Source organism: Sinorhizobium sp. 8-89 (genome assembly GCF_030124325.1).
GTDB lineage: Bacteria > Pseudomonadota > Alphaproteobacteria > Rhizobiales > Rhizobiaceae > Sinorhizobium.
Genome location: NZ_JASKLR010000028.1, coordinates 1 through 15,948, shown reverse-complemented (window position 1 = coordinate 15,948; position 15,948 = coordinate 1). Strand labels below are relative to the sequence as shown.

The following is a 15,948-nucleotide window of genomic DNA, read 5'->3' as shown; positions in this document are numbered from 1 at the left end:
TCAAATATTCAGGCGACCAACACATATTCAGGGAACCAGTGCAGCGAGGATGCCGCGCAGAGCCTCGGCAGAGGGAACGGAGCCGAGCGCTTCGCTCGCAGGCGACGGCGGTCCGACACGGATCGAGTAGCCGCCGAGCCGGTTGGACGTGCGAAACATCGCTTCGTCGGTCACGTCATCCCCGACGGCGATTGCGCGTCTCCCGGCAAAAGGTGGCTGCGCGAGAAACGCCTCGACTGCGTCGCCCTTGTCGGCGCGGGCTGGACGGATTTCGATCACCATCTTGCCATGCTGGATCGTCCAGTTTGGCCCTGCTCGGATCAACGCCCGCTCGATCAGCGGCTCAAGCTGGAGTTTTCTGTCCGGCGCAAGCCGGTAGTGCGCGGCGACCGCCGCTCCCTTGTCCTCGATTAGAACCCCGGGCCAGTTGGCCGTATCGGCGACAAGATCGGCCTTCAGCCGCTCAAATTCCGACGTGTCGGCGGCTTTGTGCACAAGGCCGTCCGGATCGCGGCGCTCGGCACCATGAAGACCGGCGATTGGAAAAAGAAATGGCGAAAAAAGCTGCTCGGCATAGCCGAGATCGCGACCGGTCACGAGTGCCAGCGCACCTCCGAGTTTTCTCGACAAAGCATTGAGGTTCGCAGGCAGCGAAGGCGGAACGACTACCGCGTCCGGCGTTTCGGCAAGGTCAAGCAACGTCCCATCGATATCGAGGAACAGAGCCCAGCCCTGCAGATCCGTTGTCAGAGCGGCGCGAATGAAGTCCTCTCCTGAAACCGCGTCCGGTTTCGCGGCCCCGAGAAACTGTTTCTGATGTGACATAGCCCCTATTTACATCAGAGCCGGCGATCGACCAACCCTAAGCTTTATGAAGCAGATATTTGCTGTCCAAAGGCCGGTGGCTCCAGGGGGCCGGGCGCTGGGGGATCGAGGGGCGGCATCCTGCAATGTGTGGCCATCTGAAGACCTGTTACCGAGTTCACAGCGCGCCGTTTTGCCGCCTCATGCTGATGTCGGTCTACATCTGAAACAGCAGGTTTTGCGCAACGCGGGATCGACCATTTCGGAATTGAGGGCGATTGCAGCAACCGCACCGGAAGCGAAGGCCGGATCGATTGTTGGTAGTTCCGAAGGCTCTCGCACCTTCATCAGGAAGGGCACCTCGTTCGCAATTTGCGTCATCGGATCGGATCGCGTTGTGCGGACGACGAATGACCGCTCGTTTTCAGACTCCCAGGCGATTTCGTTGTTGTTGGACCGCATGTAACGCTCGAACTCATCAAGCGTAAAATGAAGGTTGAACGATGTCATGCCCTCGGTCATCACCTTGCTTCGCAACGCCGAGGAGGGTTGGCCTTCGAGGAAGGCAATTGCGACGCGCCTCTTTGCGATCTGCGTTGGAAGATCGGGTCGGAACGCGAGCTTGGATCCGCTCATGAGAACGGTGAAACCGGCGGTGAGTGCGAAGGCAAACCCCCAAGGCTGAAAATATACGAGCAGCAAAGTTGGCGTGCAAAGACAAGACATAAGTTGAGCGCTGTAGCAGTATACAACTGACTGGGAAGAGTTTCGCGACGAAGTTGATCGGAGTGGCAGGAGCTGTTGTTCGACGCCGTTCAGCAGGGGCCTGCTCCTGAGGCTCGTGCTGCGGTTTCAGGGATGCTCGTGCGCCGACGGAGGACGTTACACATTGCGCTCGATCGGTCGGTGTCTGGAACCCCACTCACCGGCGACGCTTGGTTCGAAAATCAGCAAACACAGGAGTAACGCGTGTTCACTCGTACCCCTGAGAGAAAGAAACCTGATCCCATCGACATTCACATAGGCCGCCGGATCCGCATGCGCCGACTCTGGATCGAGATGACCCAGGAGGCCCTTGCCAAGGCGCTCGGGATTACGCTCCAGCAGGTGCAGAAGTACGAGAACGGGATCAATAGGGTCGGAGCAAGCCGACTTCAAGCGATCGCAGAAGTACTCGATGTGGCACCCTGGTACTTCTTCGAGGACACGTCCGATCGTCACGGCGGCGAGACCACCAAGCTGAATCTGCAATGAGCTTACCGACTGCCTGGCGAAGGGGTCTAGTTTTGAACCGGGCTTTCGACCGAATTCGCGACGCGAAAGTCAGAAAGCGTTTTGTCAGCCTGGTCGAAACCCTCACCGCAAAGGAGCGGATGCGGAATTGGATTAGCCTTGGAATTGAGCCGACTACGGGGCTGGTACGAAGACGCACCAACGCAGTGTGGACCTGAGTTGATCGGGAGCTTAGGCTCCCGCCAGGACCTCAAGCCTGTCGAGAGCCGCAGCCAATCCCTTCAACGCGACCGACAGCCCCACTTCTTTCTTGTCCACACCCTGGACGTTGATCTTTAGGGCCTTGCCGGTGCGCAGAGCCGCGACCGTCTTGGCATCGAAACTCAACGGCACTAGGCAAGCGGCGGGCAGGCAGGTCGCAAAGCGCAATGGCGTGAGCGATTGTTCCTCGTCGATCTGCAATTCGCAATTCGCGGTTCCATCCAGCCCGGCCTCGACGTCGGAACATCGCCCGGCCCCTCACGTTATAGGACTCACTCCGGTCTCGGATCCAATTCAGGTGAATCGTCATACGGGAGGTTGCGTGGGCAAATCCGCGAATGAGAAGCCAAATGGCGCCCTCCTCACGCATGGTGCCGACGATCTGCCGTCGGTCACCGTCGATGACTACAATATCGGACTGCGTAGCTCTGACGGGTTCCTGGGCGACAAGGCCAACAAATACGCCTTTCAAGAAAAGCTCGACGCGTGGCGCAGGCGCGTGCGCAAGGGGGGCGACGATCCACTGGGAAAGACGCCAACCGGCGATCTGTCGAAAAAGCAGATCGACGCACTTCTGAAGAGTGACGACAAGGAGGCGGCCGCCCTGATTATGGGAGCGGCTGACGATTTCGCGGGCGAGCTCGCCAGCATTCTTGCCAAATTCCTGCAACAGAAGAGCTGGAACAATACGGAACGTGTCGTTATCGGCGGTGGCTTTGGAGGGAGCGCCGTGGGTGAACTCGCAATCGCCCGCGCAATGGTCCTGCTAAAGGCCAAAGGCATCAAGATAGAACTCACTCCCATCGCCCACCATCCGGACGACGCAGGGCTTATCGGCGCCGCCCACCTGATGCCGACTTGGATGCTGAAGGGGCACAAGGCTATGCTCGCCATTGATATTGGCGGCACAAATGTTCGCGTGGGCATAGTCGAACTGCGCTTGAAGGAAGAGGCGGACCTCTCAAAGGCTAAGGTCTGGAAGTCAGACAAATGGCGACACGCGGACGACAAGCCCAATCGGACCACCGCGATCGAACGTCTCATCAGCATGATTGAAGAGCTCATTGCAAAGGCGGATAAGGCCGACCTTTTACCGGCACCCGTGATTGGAGTGGCCTGCCCCGGCGTCATCGCCGCCGATGGATCGATCGTGCGCGGAGGTCAGAACCTGCCAGGCGGCAACTGGGAAAGCGAGCACTTCAATCTGCCTGCCGCGATCAAGGAGGCCATTCCACAAATCGGCAAGGACGAAACCTTTGTGATCATGCACAACGACGCCGTCGTTCAAGGGCTTTCGCAAATCCCATTCATGCAGGACGTCTCAGGCTGGGGAGTTCTGACGATCGGCACTGGCCTGGGCAACGCGCACTTCAACAACAAGCGCGAATGATCGCTTGCCGTCGCGAGCGGTAGCGTCTCTCCGGACCGGTCATGTCGCCAAGCTCTCCCACGCGAGATCGCTTCGGTTCGAGGAAAGATGCGGGTAGAGTACACCAATCGTCGAAAGGACCGCACTGGATGAACCGGAATGGGCTCTATCTCGTCATCGCAGTTCTTGCGGTAGTCGCAATCGGGCTCGGCATCTATGTCTACCGCGAAGAAAGCCAGCCGGGCGTCGAGATCAAGATTGGCCAGGACGGTATTTCGGTCAGGGAGAATTGACGAAGCCCCGAGCTGGGCGGATTCCGCCAGCTTGTTGGCCGGCGGGAGTGGTCACTGTTTCAATCAAACAATGTAATGATCTAGCCGCGCCGTGCCATCTCGAGCTCCGCGACCAGGAAATCGATCGCCGCCAACACATCCATCGGCTGCCAGTTTTCCGGATTGCGGTAGCTCGGATAGAGCCCGAGCGTTGCAGCCGTGAGTTGATCGACGGAGGGTCTCGCACCGGCGCGCCGAGCCAAGGCGGTCACGGCGCCGCCGCTCGCCCGATCGTCCGTCAGCCCCCATCCCGCGTAGAACGGCAAGGCGTAGCAGCGCACGGGCATCCTTCGCAACAAGGCATCGAAGCCGACCTGGCTCGAAACGGTCCATACCTCGTCGACGACGTCGAGAATTGAAGCGACGGACACGCGGTCGGCCAAGAGAATGACGCCGGGCGTCCTCGCGGCACGCTCGGTCATATAGCCTTTTCGGTAGCCGGCCATGACGTCCGGGTGGGTACGCACGACGCATTGCGCGCCGCTTGCCAAGGCATCGTCGAGCATCGCGTCGAAGGAGTGACGGCTGCCAAGCGCACGCTCCACCGAGACATCGCCAAAAACCTGGTCGACGAGCAGGATACGCCTCCGGGTGCTCTGTTCGATCGAGGGCGGTTCGTGCGGCAGGTTGTTGTATTTCGACAGCTTGTGCTCGACCATCCGCGCGCGGATGCGCTCCCCCAGAAGATCCCAGTTCCCCCTGGCCGCTGTGGCGATCAGCAACTCCAGGCGCGACGCCTTCCCGCCGTCGACGGGAAGCGCCCGGTCATCGACTATGATCGAGACGGGTGCGGCTCCGTCCTTGCCAAGGCCGACCGAGCGCAGGAAGCCATCTTCGAGGTGCCAATGCGGCAATCGCCGCAAGCGGGCAACAGCCATTGCGGTCTTTGCCGGAATGCGCCCGCCCCAGGAGACAATTCCGTCGATACCGGGGGTGAGTGTCGAGGCAAGACGAGCCCCGCCAAAATAGTGGCCGAGCCATGGAAAGGCGCGGCGGACAAAGAACGTCGCGCCGAGCCTCGCCCCGTCCGGCGGATGCCACGTCTTGTCCACCACGTCGGGCAAGCTGTCCGCCGCCTTTAGCACAAGTACCTCATCCAAGCACCTTATCTCAGCGCGCTCCGGCGCCGATCGCTTCTTCACTGTGCATTCAAGAACCAGTTTAGATCCGAAAACGCAATGCTGAGCGGCCGAGGATTGCGCAGCCGCGGCAATTTAGTGGAAGCATTGCCACGTGTTGGCCACGTGTGCCACGCTGGCGGACTCGCCCGAAGGACGTGTCACGACTTTTGGACTCGACCGTCCGGCACCTTTGATGCTTTGATATGTGCAGAACTTGGATGCAGTCAGGGGCTTAAAAAGATGGCTTACGATTGGCATGGCAGACGTTCGCGCCGCATTCAGATGATCAAGTTCCTCGGCGCCCTCTCGGTGCCGGTTATTTTGCTCGGCTCAGCAATCGCCGCAGTTGAATGGATGGGTGGCACCCTCTGACGACTGAGGTTCGTCGCGTGCGGCCGGGATCGCCCATCGGAGGCTGCAGCCAGAAGTAGCACATCCATTTGGGTGCTATCGCTCGCACGTCGGGGGTAAGCCCTTTTAGCGAATGGCAGCCTTCCCGGCCCGGTGGTAAATCTTAGCCAGCCGTTTGGAAACGCTGACGGTCAGAGGCCTGCCCCGTCGATCGATGATCGCTGCGGGCCTCGCCCAGTCAGCGCTATTCGCCATTGGCCGGCCATGAGCATGCCGCTCTACTCCTTCACCGCACCCGTCATCGACGAAACATAGTAGTCGACGAAGAACGAGTAGAGAATGACGACGGGCAGCGAGCCGAACAGCGCACCCGCCATCAGCGCCCCCCATTCGAACACGTCGCCGCGCACCAGCTCGGTCAATACGCCCACCGGAACAGTCTTGTTCTCGGAAGACTGGATGAATGTCAGCGCATAGATGAATTCGTTCCAGGAGAGCGTGAAGGCAAAGATGCCTGCCGATATCAGACCGGGCACGGCGAGCGGCAGGATGATTTTGACGAGGATCTGCCAGCGCGTCGCACCATCCACCAGTGCGCTCTCCTCCAGTTCGAACGGGATAGAGCGAAAGTAGCCCATCAAGAGCCAAGTGCAGAAGGGAATGAGAAAGGTCGGATAGGTGAAGATCAGCGCCAGCCTCGAATCGTAAATCCCGAACTTGAAGACGATGAAGGCGAGAGGGATGAAGAGGATCGACGGTGGCACCAGATAGGCGAGGAAGATCATCAGCCCGACCGGCCGCGAGCCGGTGAAGCGCACCCGCTCGATCGCGTAAGCCGCGAACACCGAGGCCGCAAGCGACAGGATTGTGGAGCCGACTGCAACGAGCATCGTGTTCCACAGCCAGCCCGGATAGGACGTCTCGAAGAACAGATATTTGATGTGTTCAAGCGTCGGTCCGACGACCCAGAATGGGCTGTAGTTATTATAATCGGTCAGTTGCGAATTCGGCTTCACCGCCGTGATCGCCATCCAGTAGAACGGAAACAGGAGGACGAAGACGAAGACCGCCATCGGCAGGTAGAGAACGACGATCCGGCGCGGCAGCCGATTGAGATAGCTCATGCCCTCCGCATGGTCGGTAAGGACCTCGTCCGGGATTTTCGCGGTGGTGTTCACGGCATGCCTCCTATCAATCCTGGCCGCCCTGCTGCCATTTGCGGCGCTGCAGTCCGAAGAAGCTGAACATGATTGCGGCAAGTAGGAAGGGGATCATGGCAACGGCGATCGCCGCCCCCTCGCCGAGCTGACCGCCCGGAATGCCGCGCTGGAAGGAAAGTGTCGCCATCAAATGCGTCGCGTTCACCGGCCCGCCCTTGGTCAGCACGTAGATGAGCTGGAAATCGGTGAAGGTGAAGAGAACCGAGAAGGTCATGACGACGGCGATGATCGGCGTCAGCATCGGCAAAGTCACATAGCGGAAGCGCTGCCAGTTGGTCGCGCCGTCGAGCGAGGCTGCCTCCTGCAGCGAAGCGGGGATCGTCTGCAGCCCCGCGAGCAGCGAGATGGCAACGAACGGAATGCCGCGCCAGACGTTGGCGGCAATGACTGAAATCCGGGCATTGGTCGGATCGCCTAGGAAGTTGATCGGTCCGTCGATGAGGCCTAGCTGCATCAGCGACCAGGAGATGATCGAGAACTGCGAATCGTAGATCCACCAGAAGGCAAGCGCCGAAAGCACCGTCGGTACGACCCAGGGAAGCAGCACGATCGCCCGGAAAAACGACTTGAAGGGCAGATTCTCATTGAGCAAGAGAGCAAGCCACAGGCCAAGCACGAACTTCAGGATCGACGCGACCGAGGTGTAGAGTAGCGTGTTGAAGACCGAGAGCCAGAAGACCGCGTCGTCGGCCAGGAAGACGTAGTTCTCAAGGCCGATGAAGACGCCGTCGCGGCCGATGCGCGTATCGGTGAATCCGAGCCAGACGCCGAGCCCGAGCGGATAGGTCAGAAAGCAGACGAGGAACACAGCTGCCGGCAGCATGAACAGGAAGCCGAGCACGTTGTTGTTCTGCATGAGCGAAGCCATGACGGATGGCTGCTTTCCGGATGGTGCTGTGGGCATCGAACTTCTCCCGCGGAAGATCTCGCAGTTAGTGCCGGCAAGATCTCGCCGGCGCCTTTCCGGTCTTGGGCGGCCCGATCAAGGGCCGCCCGATATGGTTACACGCGATAGTAGCGGTTTGCCCGCCGTTCGGCCTCGACGACGGCGTCTTCCGGCGTCATCTGCCCGGTGACTGCCGTCGCGAACATGTCGACCAGCACGTAATCCGCCATGACGCCGGCCGAGGCATAGCCGAGTGGTCCGGCGTAGCCGTTCGGACGCAATGTTTCCGAAGCGCGCGCATAGGGCGCGTGGATTGGATCTGACGTCCAGACCGGGTTGTTGGCAAAGGCCTTCAGGGGCTGACAGCAATAGGCGCTGGAGCCTTGGATCCAGGCATTCATCTGGTCGGCTTCCATCATGAACTTGATATAGGCCTTCGCCGCCTCCGGATATTTGGTGTGGCTGAAGAGCAGCAGCGAGCTCGTCTGATGAAGCTCGACGCTCTGGCCGACCGGGCCGACGGGGAAGTTGGTGGTGCGGATGTCGGCCGCCACCTCGGCAAGCGCCTGGTCCTTCTTTGCCGCATAATAGAGCGAAACACCGTTGGCCGTCAGCGACACTTGGCCCGCCAGGAAGGCGCGGTTGTTGTTGATGTCGAGCCAGCTTTCGGTGCCCGGAATGAACGTCTCGTAGAGCGCCTTGGCATAGTTGATCGCAGCCAGTGTCTCGGGGCTGTTGATGGTGACCTTGCCGCTCTCGTCGACCATCTTGCCGCCATGGCTCCAGAGCAGCCAGTGGGCGTAGTTGTTGCCGTCGCCGACAGCCTTGCCATGCGGGAAGCCGGCCGGCGTTCCCTTGGCTTTCATGGCCTTGCAGAGTTCGAGGAAGCCGGCCGTGTCCTTCGGGAATTCGCTGAACCCTGCCGCTTTCATGTGGCTGTCGCGATAGCAGATAGCGTTGCCGATCGCCGTCAGCGGCATGGCGATGAACTGGTCGCCGCGGCTCGCATAGCCCTTCACGCCGTCGTACCAGCCGCCATACTTGCCGCCGAGATAATTCGCCAGTTCCGTCAGGTCGACGAGCTTGTCCGGATATTGATGCGCATCGTCGAACCAGCACATGATCATGTCGGGTCCGGAGCCGACATTCGCGGCGACCGCTGCCTTGGGCCGTATATCCTCCCAGCTTTCCTTGTCGATGCGGACCTCGACGCCGGTCGCTTCGGTGAACTTCGCGGTATTGGCGAGCCAGGCATCCTCGTCGCCCTTGACGAAAGGCGTCCAGCGCAGAAGCCGAAGGCTCGCGCCTTCCTCCGGCTTGTAGCTCGGCTCAGCGGCTTGCGCGAAGGACGGTCGGATGCCGAGTGGCGAAAGGCCGGCGACACCGGCGAGAGCAGCGGAGGCTGCGAGAAAGTCACGTCTCTTTATTGGCATGATACTCCTCCTTGAAAAGCGGGAGCACGTCCTTCCCGGCATTCACCGTCCCGCTTGGCGAATGCGGCGGCAATGATGCCCAGCCCCTGCCGGACATCTCCGCGCGATCAAGACCGGAGGCTCCTCTTCCCCCCGGTTGCCTCTCAGCGCAGCATCAACCGAACAAGCGTCGCCCGCTCTCGGCGTCGAACAGGTGAACATGCGCGGCGTCGATCGAAAGACGGATCGTCTCGCCGGGCCTGGCGGTCACCCTTTCACGGAAGACGCAGGTGACATCGTTGCCGCCGAGCCGGACGATCATCTGCGTCTCATAGCCGGTCGGCTCGATCACCACGATCTCGGCGGGCAGGCCGTTCGGGTCCAGCGCCATGTATTCGGGCCTGAGACCATAGACGAGCTCGCGTCCGCTTGCGGCGGCGGACGGGCGCGCCACCGGCAGCGCCGTTCCGTCCTCCGTGAGGAATGCGTTGGCATTCGCCGGATCGAGCCTGCCCTTGATCATGTTCATCGCCGGCGAGCCGATGAAACCGGCGACAAAAAGATTGGCCGGGTTGTCATAGAGATCGAGCGGTGCGCCGATCTGCTCGACGATGCCGTCATGCATGACGACGATCTTGTCGGCCATCGTCATCGCCTCGATCTGGTCGTGAGTGACGTAGACCGTGGTGGTTTTCAGGCGCTGATGCAGTTCCTTGATCTCTGCGCGCATGGCCACGCGCAGTTTCGCATCGAGGTTCGAAAGCGGTTCGTCGAAGAGAAATACCTGCGGGTCGCGCACGATCGCCCGGCCCATGGCCACGCGCTGGCGCTGGCCGCCGGAAAGCTGGCGCGGGTAGCGATCGAGCAGCTTCGACAGGCCGAGGATCTCCGCCGCCGCGCCGACGCGCTTGTCGATATCCGCCTTGGACGAACCGGCGAGCATCAGCGAGAAGGCCATGTTGTCCGCGACCGTCATATGCGGATAGAGCGCATAGTTCTGGAACACCATGGCAATGTCGCGGTCCTTCGGCGGCAGCGAATTCACGACCCGGTCGCCGATGCGGATTTCGCCCGCGGAGATGTTCTCGAGTCCCGCCAGCATCCGCAGCAGCGTGGATTTCCCGCAGCCGGAAGGACCGACGAGAATAACGAATTCGCCGTCCTCGATTTCGATATTCACGCCCTTGATGACGGGAAAGGCACCGAACGATTTTCTGACATCGACGAAGTCTACGGCTGCCATATGCGTTCCTCCCAGTATCTGCCCATGCTGATCGCGCGGTCCGGTCGTTCCCCTACCCGTTCTCACGCAACCTCTTGAATTCTCCTACCCCCTGCCAACCAACGGCATTTTCGTCGCCATGACGGTCATGGTCAGCACGTTGGCCGTCAGCGGCAGGCTCGCCATGTAGACGACGGCCTCGGCGACATGCGCGACGGGGATGGTCGGTTCGGCCGCAATCTCGCCATTGGCCTGGATCACGCCCGTGCCCATCTTCTGCGTCATGTCTGTCGCCGCATTGCCGATATCGATCTGGCCGCATGCGATGTCATGAACTCGCCCATCGAGCGCCGTGGATTTCGTCAGCCCCGTGATCGCGTGTTTGGTCGCGGTATAGGGGGCGGAATTCGGCCTCGGCGTGCTTGCGGAAATCGACCCGTTGTTGATGATCCTTCCGCCGCGCGGCTCCTGCGCCTTCATCAGCCGAAATGCCTGTTGCGTGCAAAGGAAGGCTCCCGTCAGGTTCGCCGCGACGATGGCGCTCCATTGCTCGAAGGTCACCTCTTCCAGCGGAACCGGCGGCACATTCGTGCCGGCATTGTTGACGAGCAGATCAAGCCGGCCGAACTCTGCCCGCACTGCATCGAACAGGTCCTTGACCTCGCCCGGGTCGCCGACATCGCAGGCAACCGCCCGAACGACGCCACCGCTCGCCGCCGCAATCTCTCTCGCGGCTGCGGCCAGCACATCCGACCGGCGGCCGGTGATGACGACCACGTAGCCTTCATTGCTCAGCGCCTGCGCAATACCGCGCCCAACGCCTGTACCGCCGCCCGTCACCAGCGCGATCTTGCCTTCGCCAGTTCTCGTGCCTTGAGCCATGTCAGATCTTTCCTCCGAGTTCGTCCTCGATGTGGATCCGGATGATCTCGTCGAAGTTGTTTTCTGCCGTAAAACCGAGCTCGCGCGCACGGCGGGCGTCGAAATCAGTGGCCCAGCCGCCGACGATCGAGGAGATGACGGGATCCGGTTCGCGGCGGATAAGGCGCACGGCCTTCTCGCCGGCAACCCGCCCGAGGGCCGCGATTTCCTCGCCGACCAGCGCCGACAGGCCCGGCATGGTCAGGTTGCGCCGTGGCCCGATCTTCGCAGTGTCCATGCGCGCCGCATGGACGAAGAAACCGATCGCCGAGCGCGGGCTTGCGAACCAGTGGCGGACGCTCTCGTCCACCGGCAAGACCGCTTCCTGCCCGACAAGCGGCTCGCGCAGAATGTTCGAGAAGAAGCCTGACGCCGCCTTGTTGGGCTTGCCCGGCCGGATGCAGATGGTCGGCAGGCGGATACCGATGCCGTCGAAGATGCCGCGGCGCGTATAGTCGGCGAGCAGCAATTCGCAGATGGCTTTCTGTGTGCCGTAGCTCGTCAGCGGCGCCGTGAAGAACTCGTCGCCGATCTTCTCGGGGAAAGGCTGGCCGAAGACGGCAATGGACGAGGCGAAGAGGAGGCGTGGGAAATAGGCTTCATTGCGGCTTTCATGGCGAATAGCCTCGAAGAGCGCTCGCGTGCCGTCGAGATTGACGCGGTAGCCTTTGTCGAAATCCGCCTCCGCCTCGCCGGAGACGATCGCTGCCAGATGGAAGATCACGTCAGGTCGCGATGCAATGAGCCGCGCCGCTATCCCTTGCGACGAAAGGTCGAGCGCGAGCGTCTTCGAAATCGAGGCAAGCCCAGGCGGAACCGACGGCTCGATGACGTCCGCGAGCGTCAGCTTGGCGATGTCGTAGCCGAGATCGTCCGGCTCAGCGGCGAGTTTCTCGACCAGTTTGCGGCCGATCATTCCGGCCGCACCTATGACCATGACATGCATTCGCGGCGAACCTCCCGTTCGATCCCCGAACCCTTCCGGGTTCAGCGTGTTTTTCCGCCCTTGCCCATGCTTCTTTCCGTTCGCCCGACCTCTGCGAGCAGTTCTTTCGTCGTCTCATAGATTCGCATGAGATGATGGCGAAACGCCGCGACGACGGCTTCGCGGTCGCGCCGTGCGAGCGCTTCCACGATATCACTGTGATCCTTGTAGCTCGCCTCTATCGCACCGGGTCGAGACATGGCGCTACGGCGGTAGTTCATCATGTAGGTGTAGAGGTCTGTGACGAAGTCGGAGAGCAGCGGATTGCCGCAAGCCCGATAGATCGCCACGTGGAATTCACGGTCGCAGATGAGGAATCGCATGGCGTCGTCGCCGCCGAGGCGCTGCGCTTCGAGCAGGGTCTCCAGCTTGCGCAACGTGTCGTCGTCGATGTTTTCGGCAGCGTCGCCGACGACCTTCAGCTCGATATGCAGCCTTGCGGCATGAACTGCCTCGAGATCATAGCTGTCGATGGCGTTCGGCGAGGCGATCGTCACGGTCACGTCGCTGAGGTCGACATTGGCGACGCGGCTGCGGCTGCCTTGCGAGACCTCGATGATCCCGCGTGCCGCAAGCGTCTGGATAGCGCCGCGAACGGTCTCACGGCTGACATGGAGCACGTTGGCGAGTTCCCGCTCGCCGGGAAGTTCGTCGCCCGGACGCAACATGTTGGTCGCGACGAGAACCATCAGCTTATCGGCAATCACGTCACGCGCCGTGCGGCGTTCGAGACTCCGCCCGACCTTTGGCATTTGCGTGAGTATGGGACTGCCGTTCACTGCGCCACGCCTCCTACTGATCTACTGGTTGGTCCACCGGATCAGTAATACGAATAGACATCTCATATGAAGACGCGGTCAAGGCCAGTTCGTCGCGGCACCGCACCAAAAATGTATGTGCTTCTTGTGCGGCGCATAGCAGTTCGGATGACTCTTCCGGCCAAAGACCGGCCTGCGGACCAGTACGGCTCAGTCGTGATCATGCCCTTCATGACCATCAAGGGAAGGCAGGTCGAGCTCGAAGGTTTTCGCAAGGTCAGCGACCTGCTCCGGACTGAGATAGCGCGGATTGAGATTGCGCAGCAGAAGATAGAGCTTCGCCGTTTCCTCCAGTTCCTCGGTGGCGAAAACCGCCGCCTCAAGGCTGTCGCCCGCCACCACCGGACCGTGATTGGCAAGCAGCACCGACGAGTACTTGCCTGCAAGTCCGCGGATCGCATCGGCAACCGCCGGGTCGCCGGGGCGATAGTAGGGTACGAGAGCGGTTTCACCAGCGCGCATCAGATAATAGGGCGTCATCGGCGGCAGTGCGGCGCGCGGATCGATCTCCGGCAGCATGGTGAGCGCCACCGCATGGGTGGAATGGAGGTGGACGATTGCGCGGGCGCTGCCGCGCGACTCGTAAAGGGCGGAGTGAAGCCGAATTTCCTTGGTCGGCTTGTCGCCGGCGATGAGTTGTCCCGTGGCGTCGAGCCGGGAAATGCGGGAGGGATCGAGAAAGCCGAGCGAAGCGTTGGTGGGCGTCACCAGCCAGCCACCATCATCGAGCCTGAGCGAAATATTGCCGGAGGAACCGGGCGTCAGGCCCCGCTCGAAAAGCGATCGCCCGTATCGGCAGATTTCCTCGCGCAGACGGTTCTCGGACATCGCAATCCCTTTCTGTCAGGTGGTCGCCCCTTCGATCAACTCAAAGCCGAGGTCGACGACCTGCGACGGTGCATCTGCGACAACGAGTTCCGCCGCCACCCGCCCGGTCGCAACCCGGGGCGTGCGGATGGTCGAGAGCGGCTGCGGTGTAACCCGGCCAATGTCGAGACCGTTATGGCCGAAAAGCGCGAGGCGCGCGGGGATCGGAATGCCGTGCGCCAGACAATGGAAATAGCCTCCAAGCGCCATATCGTCATTCGAGAAATAGACTGCATCAAGGTCGGGCGTCCTTGCCAGCAGCCGCTCCAGCCCCGATCGTCCGTTTTCCACCGAGGAGGCGCCGGCGTGAATTTCAGTGTCGACGAGTGGAACCCCGGCGGCGCCCAGCGTCTCTCGGAAGCCGGCAAAGCGCTTCGCGGCGCGGGTGTCACGGTCGGGATCGTGACCGACATAGCCGATCCGGCGATAACCGCGTCTCAACAGAAAATCGGCCGAGGCGGCTCCGGCCGCCCGATTCGAAAAGCCGACCGCAAGGTCCAGTGCCCTACCGTCGAGATCAAGCAATTCCACCACACGGCACCCGCTCGCCCGCAGAATCTTCACCGTGCCCTCGGTGTGCTCGAAGCCGGCCAGCATCACCGCCGTCGGCCGCCAGGCAAGCATCGCGGCAACCAGCGCCTCCTCCTTTTCCGGATCGTAATCGGTCACGGAAAAAACGGCCTGGTGCTGGTTTTCCTCCAATACACCGCTCGCGCCGCGCAACACATCGGCGAACACGATGTTCGTCAGCGACGGAATGACAAGCGCGACGAGACGCGATCCGGCGGAAGCCAGCGTTCCGGCGATCCGGTTCGGAACGTAGCCGAGCCGTTCGACCGCTTCCATCACCCGGTCCCTCGTCTTGCGCGAGAACGACCCATGGTTTCGCAGAACGCGCGAAACCGTGCTCTCGCCGACGCCGGCCGCTTCGGCGACCTTTGCAAGCGTCACCATGGTCTGGTGCCTGGTTTCCGGGTTCACGTTCAAAACGTGCCTTCCAACAAGATTGCCGCTCTGCATTTCTTGCCCAAATCAATAGCAAGATTTTTTGGCAGCGCTACCAATTTCAATTTGGCAGCGCTGCCAAAACGAACTAAAAAGAGCTGCCGGCGCCGAAAGAGGCTACCGGAACATCGCAGCCTCCTACCTCGATTGGAGCATGTCGCCATGTCATCGCACCCAGAAAATACGGCGCTTGCCGCCGTGATCGGCATCGGCTCGATGGGGTTCGGCATGGCCCGGTCGATGAAACGTGCGGGCCTCGACGTTGTCGGCTACGATATCATGCCAGTTGCGGTCGAACGGTTCGTCGCCGAAGGCGGCCGCGGCGCGGGCACAGCGGCCGAAGCGGCGCGAGGAGCCGATATCATCGTCTCCGTGGTTGTGAACGCTGCGCAGACCGAGGCGATATTGTTCGGCCCCGAGGGGATTGCCGGCGCGATCAAGCCCGGCGCGGTGTTCATTTCCTCGGCAACGATGGATCCGGCCGTCGCAAGGGAACTGTCGCGACGGGCCGAGGCGCTTGGGTTCCACTATCTCGACGCGCCGATTTCCGGGGGTGCGGCAAAGGCGGCCGGCGGCGAACTGACAATCATGGCGTCCGGTTCGAAAGCGGCGTTCGAAACGGCACGCCCGGCCCTCGATGCCATGGCGGCCAAAGTCTACGAACTGGGAGACACGGCGGGGACCGGAGCCGCCTTCAAGATGATCAACCAGCTTCTTGCCGGCGTCCATATCGCAGCCGCCTGCGAAGCGATAAGCTTCGCCGCCAAGCAGGGGCTCGATCTCGGCAAGGTCTATGAGGTGATCACCGCATCCGCCGGCAATTCCTGGATGTTCGAAAACCGCGTGCCGCATGTGCTTGCCGGAGACTACACGCCCCGGAGCGCCATCGACATCTTCGTCAAGGACCTCGGCATCGTCCAGGACATGGCCCGGTCGGAGCGCTACCCAGTGCCGCTCGCGGCCGCGGCGCTGCAGATGTATCTCGCTGCGGCCGGCGCGGGCATGGGACGCGACGACGATGCTTCCCTCGCCCGGCTCTACGCCCAGCTTTCAGGTGCGGTGCTGCCCGGCTCCAACTCAGAGAACGAATAGGACGCGAAAATGCCGGCCTTTGCCGCCAACCTGACGCTGATGTTCAACG

17 protein-coding genes and 1 pseudogene are annotated in these 15,948 nt (G+C 61.5%); 5 read left to right on the top strand and 13 right to left on the bottom strand.

Annotated features, from left to right (window positions below):
- Positions 1-27 precede the first annotated feature (27 nt).
- Both otsB and QN219_RS29010 read right to left on the bottom strand, forming a co-directional pair.
- Positions 28-825 (bottom strand): trehalose-phosphatase, encoded by a 798-nt coding sequence (gene otsB, locus QN219_RS29015; RefSeq protein ID WP_284003800.1) that lies wholly within the window; start codon positions 823-825, stop codon positions 28-30.
- A 180-nt stretch (positions 826-1,005) separates the two neighbouring features.
- Positions 1,006-1,326 carry a hypothetical protein gene (locus tag QN219_RS29010; protein WP_284003798.1) on the bottom strand — a complete coding sequence of 107 codons (321 nt, stop codon included), beginning with the start codon at positions 1,324-1,326 and terminating at the stop codon, positions 1,006-1,008.
- Between the two features lie 516 nt (positions 1,327-1,842).
- Between QN219_RS29010 and QN219_RS29005 the strand changes: the two are divergent.
- Positions 1,843-2,255 (top strand): annotated as a pseudogene (locus QN219_RS29005) (helix-turn-helix domain-containing protein).
- A gap of 13 nt (positions 2,256-2,268) precedes the next feature.
- On the opposite strand, the gene QN219_RS29000 reads toward QN219_RS29005, so the two are convergent.
- A complete protein-coding gene (locus QN219_RS29000) occupies positions 2,269-2,523 on the bottom strand; it encodes an invasion associated locus B family protein (protein ID WP_284003868.1) in 255 nt (84 codons plus the stop codon).
- Between the two features lie 97 nt (positions 2,524-2,620).
- Between QN219_RS29000 and QN219_RS28995 the strand changes: the two genes are divergently transcribed.
- Together QN219_RS28995 and QN219_RS28990 are read left to right on the top strand one after the other, a co-directional pair.
- Positions 2,621-3,688: an ROK family protein gene (locus QN219_RS28995; RefSeq protein ID WP_284003796.1), complete on the top strand. Its 1,068-nt coding sequence runs from the start codon at positions 2,621-2,623 to the stop codon at positions 3,686-3,688.
- Between the two features lie 128 nt (positions 3,689-3,816).
- Positions 3,817-3,960, top strand: a complete 144-nt coding sequence (locus QN219_RS28990) for a hypothetical protein (protein WP_284003794.1) — start codon at positions 3,817-3,819, stop codon at positions 3,958-3,960.
- Between the two features lie 80 nt (positions 3,961-4,040).
- Here the strand turns inward: QN219_RS28990 and QN219_RS28985 are convergent, their stop codons facing one another.
- On the bottom strand, positions 4,041-5,099 hold the full coding sequence (locus QN219_RS28985) for a capsular biosynthesis protein (RefSeq protein ID WP_284003792.1): 1,059 nt from the start codon (positions 5,097-5,099) through the stop codon (positions 4,041-4,043).
- A gap of 261 nt (positions 5,100-5,360) precedes the next feature.
- Between QN219_RS28985 and QN219_RS28980 the strand changes: the two genes are divergently transcribed.
- Positions 5,361-5,492: a hypothetical protein gene (locus QN219_RS28980; RefSeq protein WP_282438641.1), complete on the top strand. Its 132-nt coding sequence runs from the start codon at positions 5,361-5,363 to the stop codon at positions 5,490-5,492.
- 257 nt (positions 5,493-5,749) lie between these two features.
- On the opposite strand, the gene QN219_RS28975 is transcribed toward QN219_RS28980, so the two are convergent.
- The 9 genes from QN219_RS28975 to QN219_RS28935 form a co-directional block, all read right to left on the bottom strand.
- Positions 5,750-6,649, bottom strand: coding sequence for a carbohydrate ABC transporter permease (locus tag QN219_RS28975; protein ID WP_284003790.1), 900 nt, complete (start codon positions 6,647-6,649; stop codon positions 5,750-5,752).
- A gap of 13 nt (positions 6,650-6,662) precedes the next feature.
- On the bottom strand, positions 6,663-7,595 hold the full coding sequence (locus QN219_RS28970; protein WP_284003787.1) for a sugar ABC transporter permease: 933 nt from the start codon (positions 7,593-7,595) through the stop codon (positions 6,663-6,665).
- A gap of 98 nt (positions 7,596-7,693) precedes the next feature.
- Positions 7,694-9,010, bottom strand: coding sequence for an ABC transporter substrate-binding protein (locus QN219_RS28965; protein WP_284003784.1), 1,317 nt, complete (start codon positions 9,008-9,010; stop codon positions 7,694-7,696).
- Between the two features lie 154 nt (positions 9,011-9,164).
- On the bottom strand, positions 9,165-10,232 hold the full coding sequence (locus QN219_RS28960) for a sn-glycerol-3-phosphate ABC transporter ATP-binding protein UgpC (RefSeq protein ID WP_284003782.1): 1,068 nt from the start codon (positions 10,230-10,232) through the stop codon (positions 9,165-9,167).
- Between the two features lie 84 nt (positions 10,233-10,316).
- On the bottom strand, positions 10,317-11,093 hold the full coding sequence (locus QN219_RS28955; RefSeq protein ID WP_284003780.1) for an SDR family oxidoreductase: 777 nt from the start codon (positions 11,091-11,093) through the stop codon (positions 10,317-10,319).
- A gap of 1 nt (position 11,094) precedes the next feature.
- On the bottom strand, positions 11,095-12,078 hold the full coding sequence (denD, locus tag QN219_RS28950) for a D-erythronate dehydrogenase (protein ID WP_284003778.1): 984 nt from the start codon (positions 12,076-12,078) through the stop codon (positions 11,095-11,097).
- 41 nt (positions 12,079-12,119) lie between these two features.
- A complete protein-coding gene (locus QN219_RS28945) occupies positions 12,120-12,896 on the bottom strand; it encodes a FadR/GntR family transcriptional regulator (RefSeq protein ID WP_284003777.1) in 777 nt (258 codons plus the stop codon).
- 189 nt (positions 12,897-13,085) lie between these two features.
- Positions 13,086-13,763: an aldolase gene (locus tag QN219_RS28940; RefSeq protein WP_284003775.1), complete on the bottom strand. Its 678-nt coding sequence runs from the start codon at positions 13,761-13,763 to the stop codon at positions 13,086-13,088.
- Between the two features lie 15 nt (positions 13,764-13,778).
- A complete protein-coding gene (locus QN219_RS28935; RefSeq protein WP_284003866.1) occupies positions 13,779-14,756 on the bottom strand; it encodes a LacI family DNA-binding transcriptional regulator in 978 nt (325 codons plus the stop codon).
- 213 nt (positions 14,757-14,969) lie between these two features.
- On the opposite strand from QN219_RS28935, the gene ltnD reads away from it, so the two are divergent.
- Positions 14,970-15,899: an L-threonate dehydrogenase gene (ltnD, locus tag QN219_RS28930; RefSeq protein ID WP_284003773.1), complete on the top strand. Its 930-nt coding sequence runs from the start codon at positions 14,970-14,972 to the stop codon at positions 15,897-15,899.
- Positions 15,900-15,948: the final 49 nt, after the last annotated feature.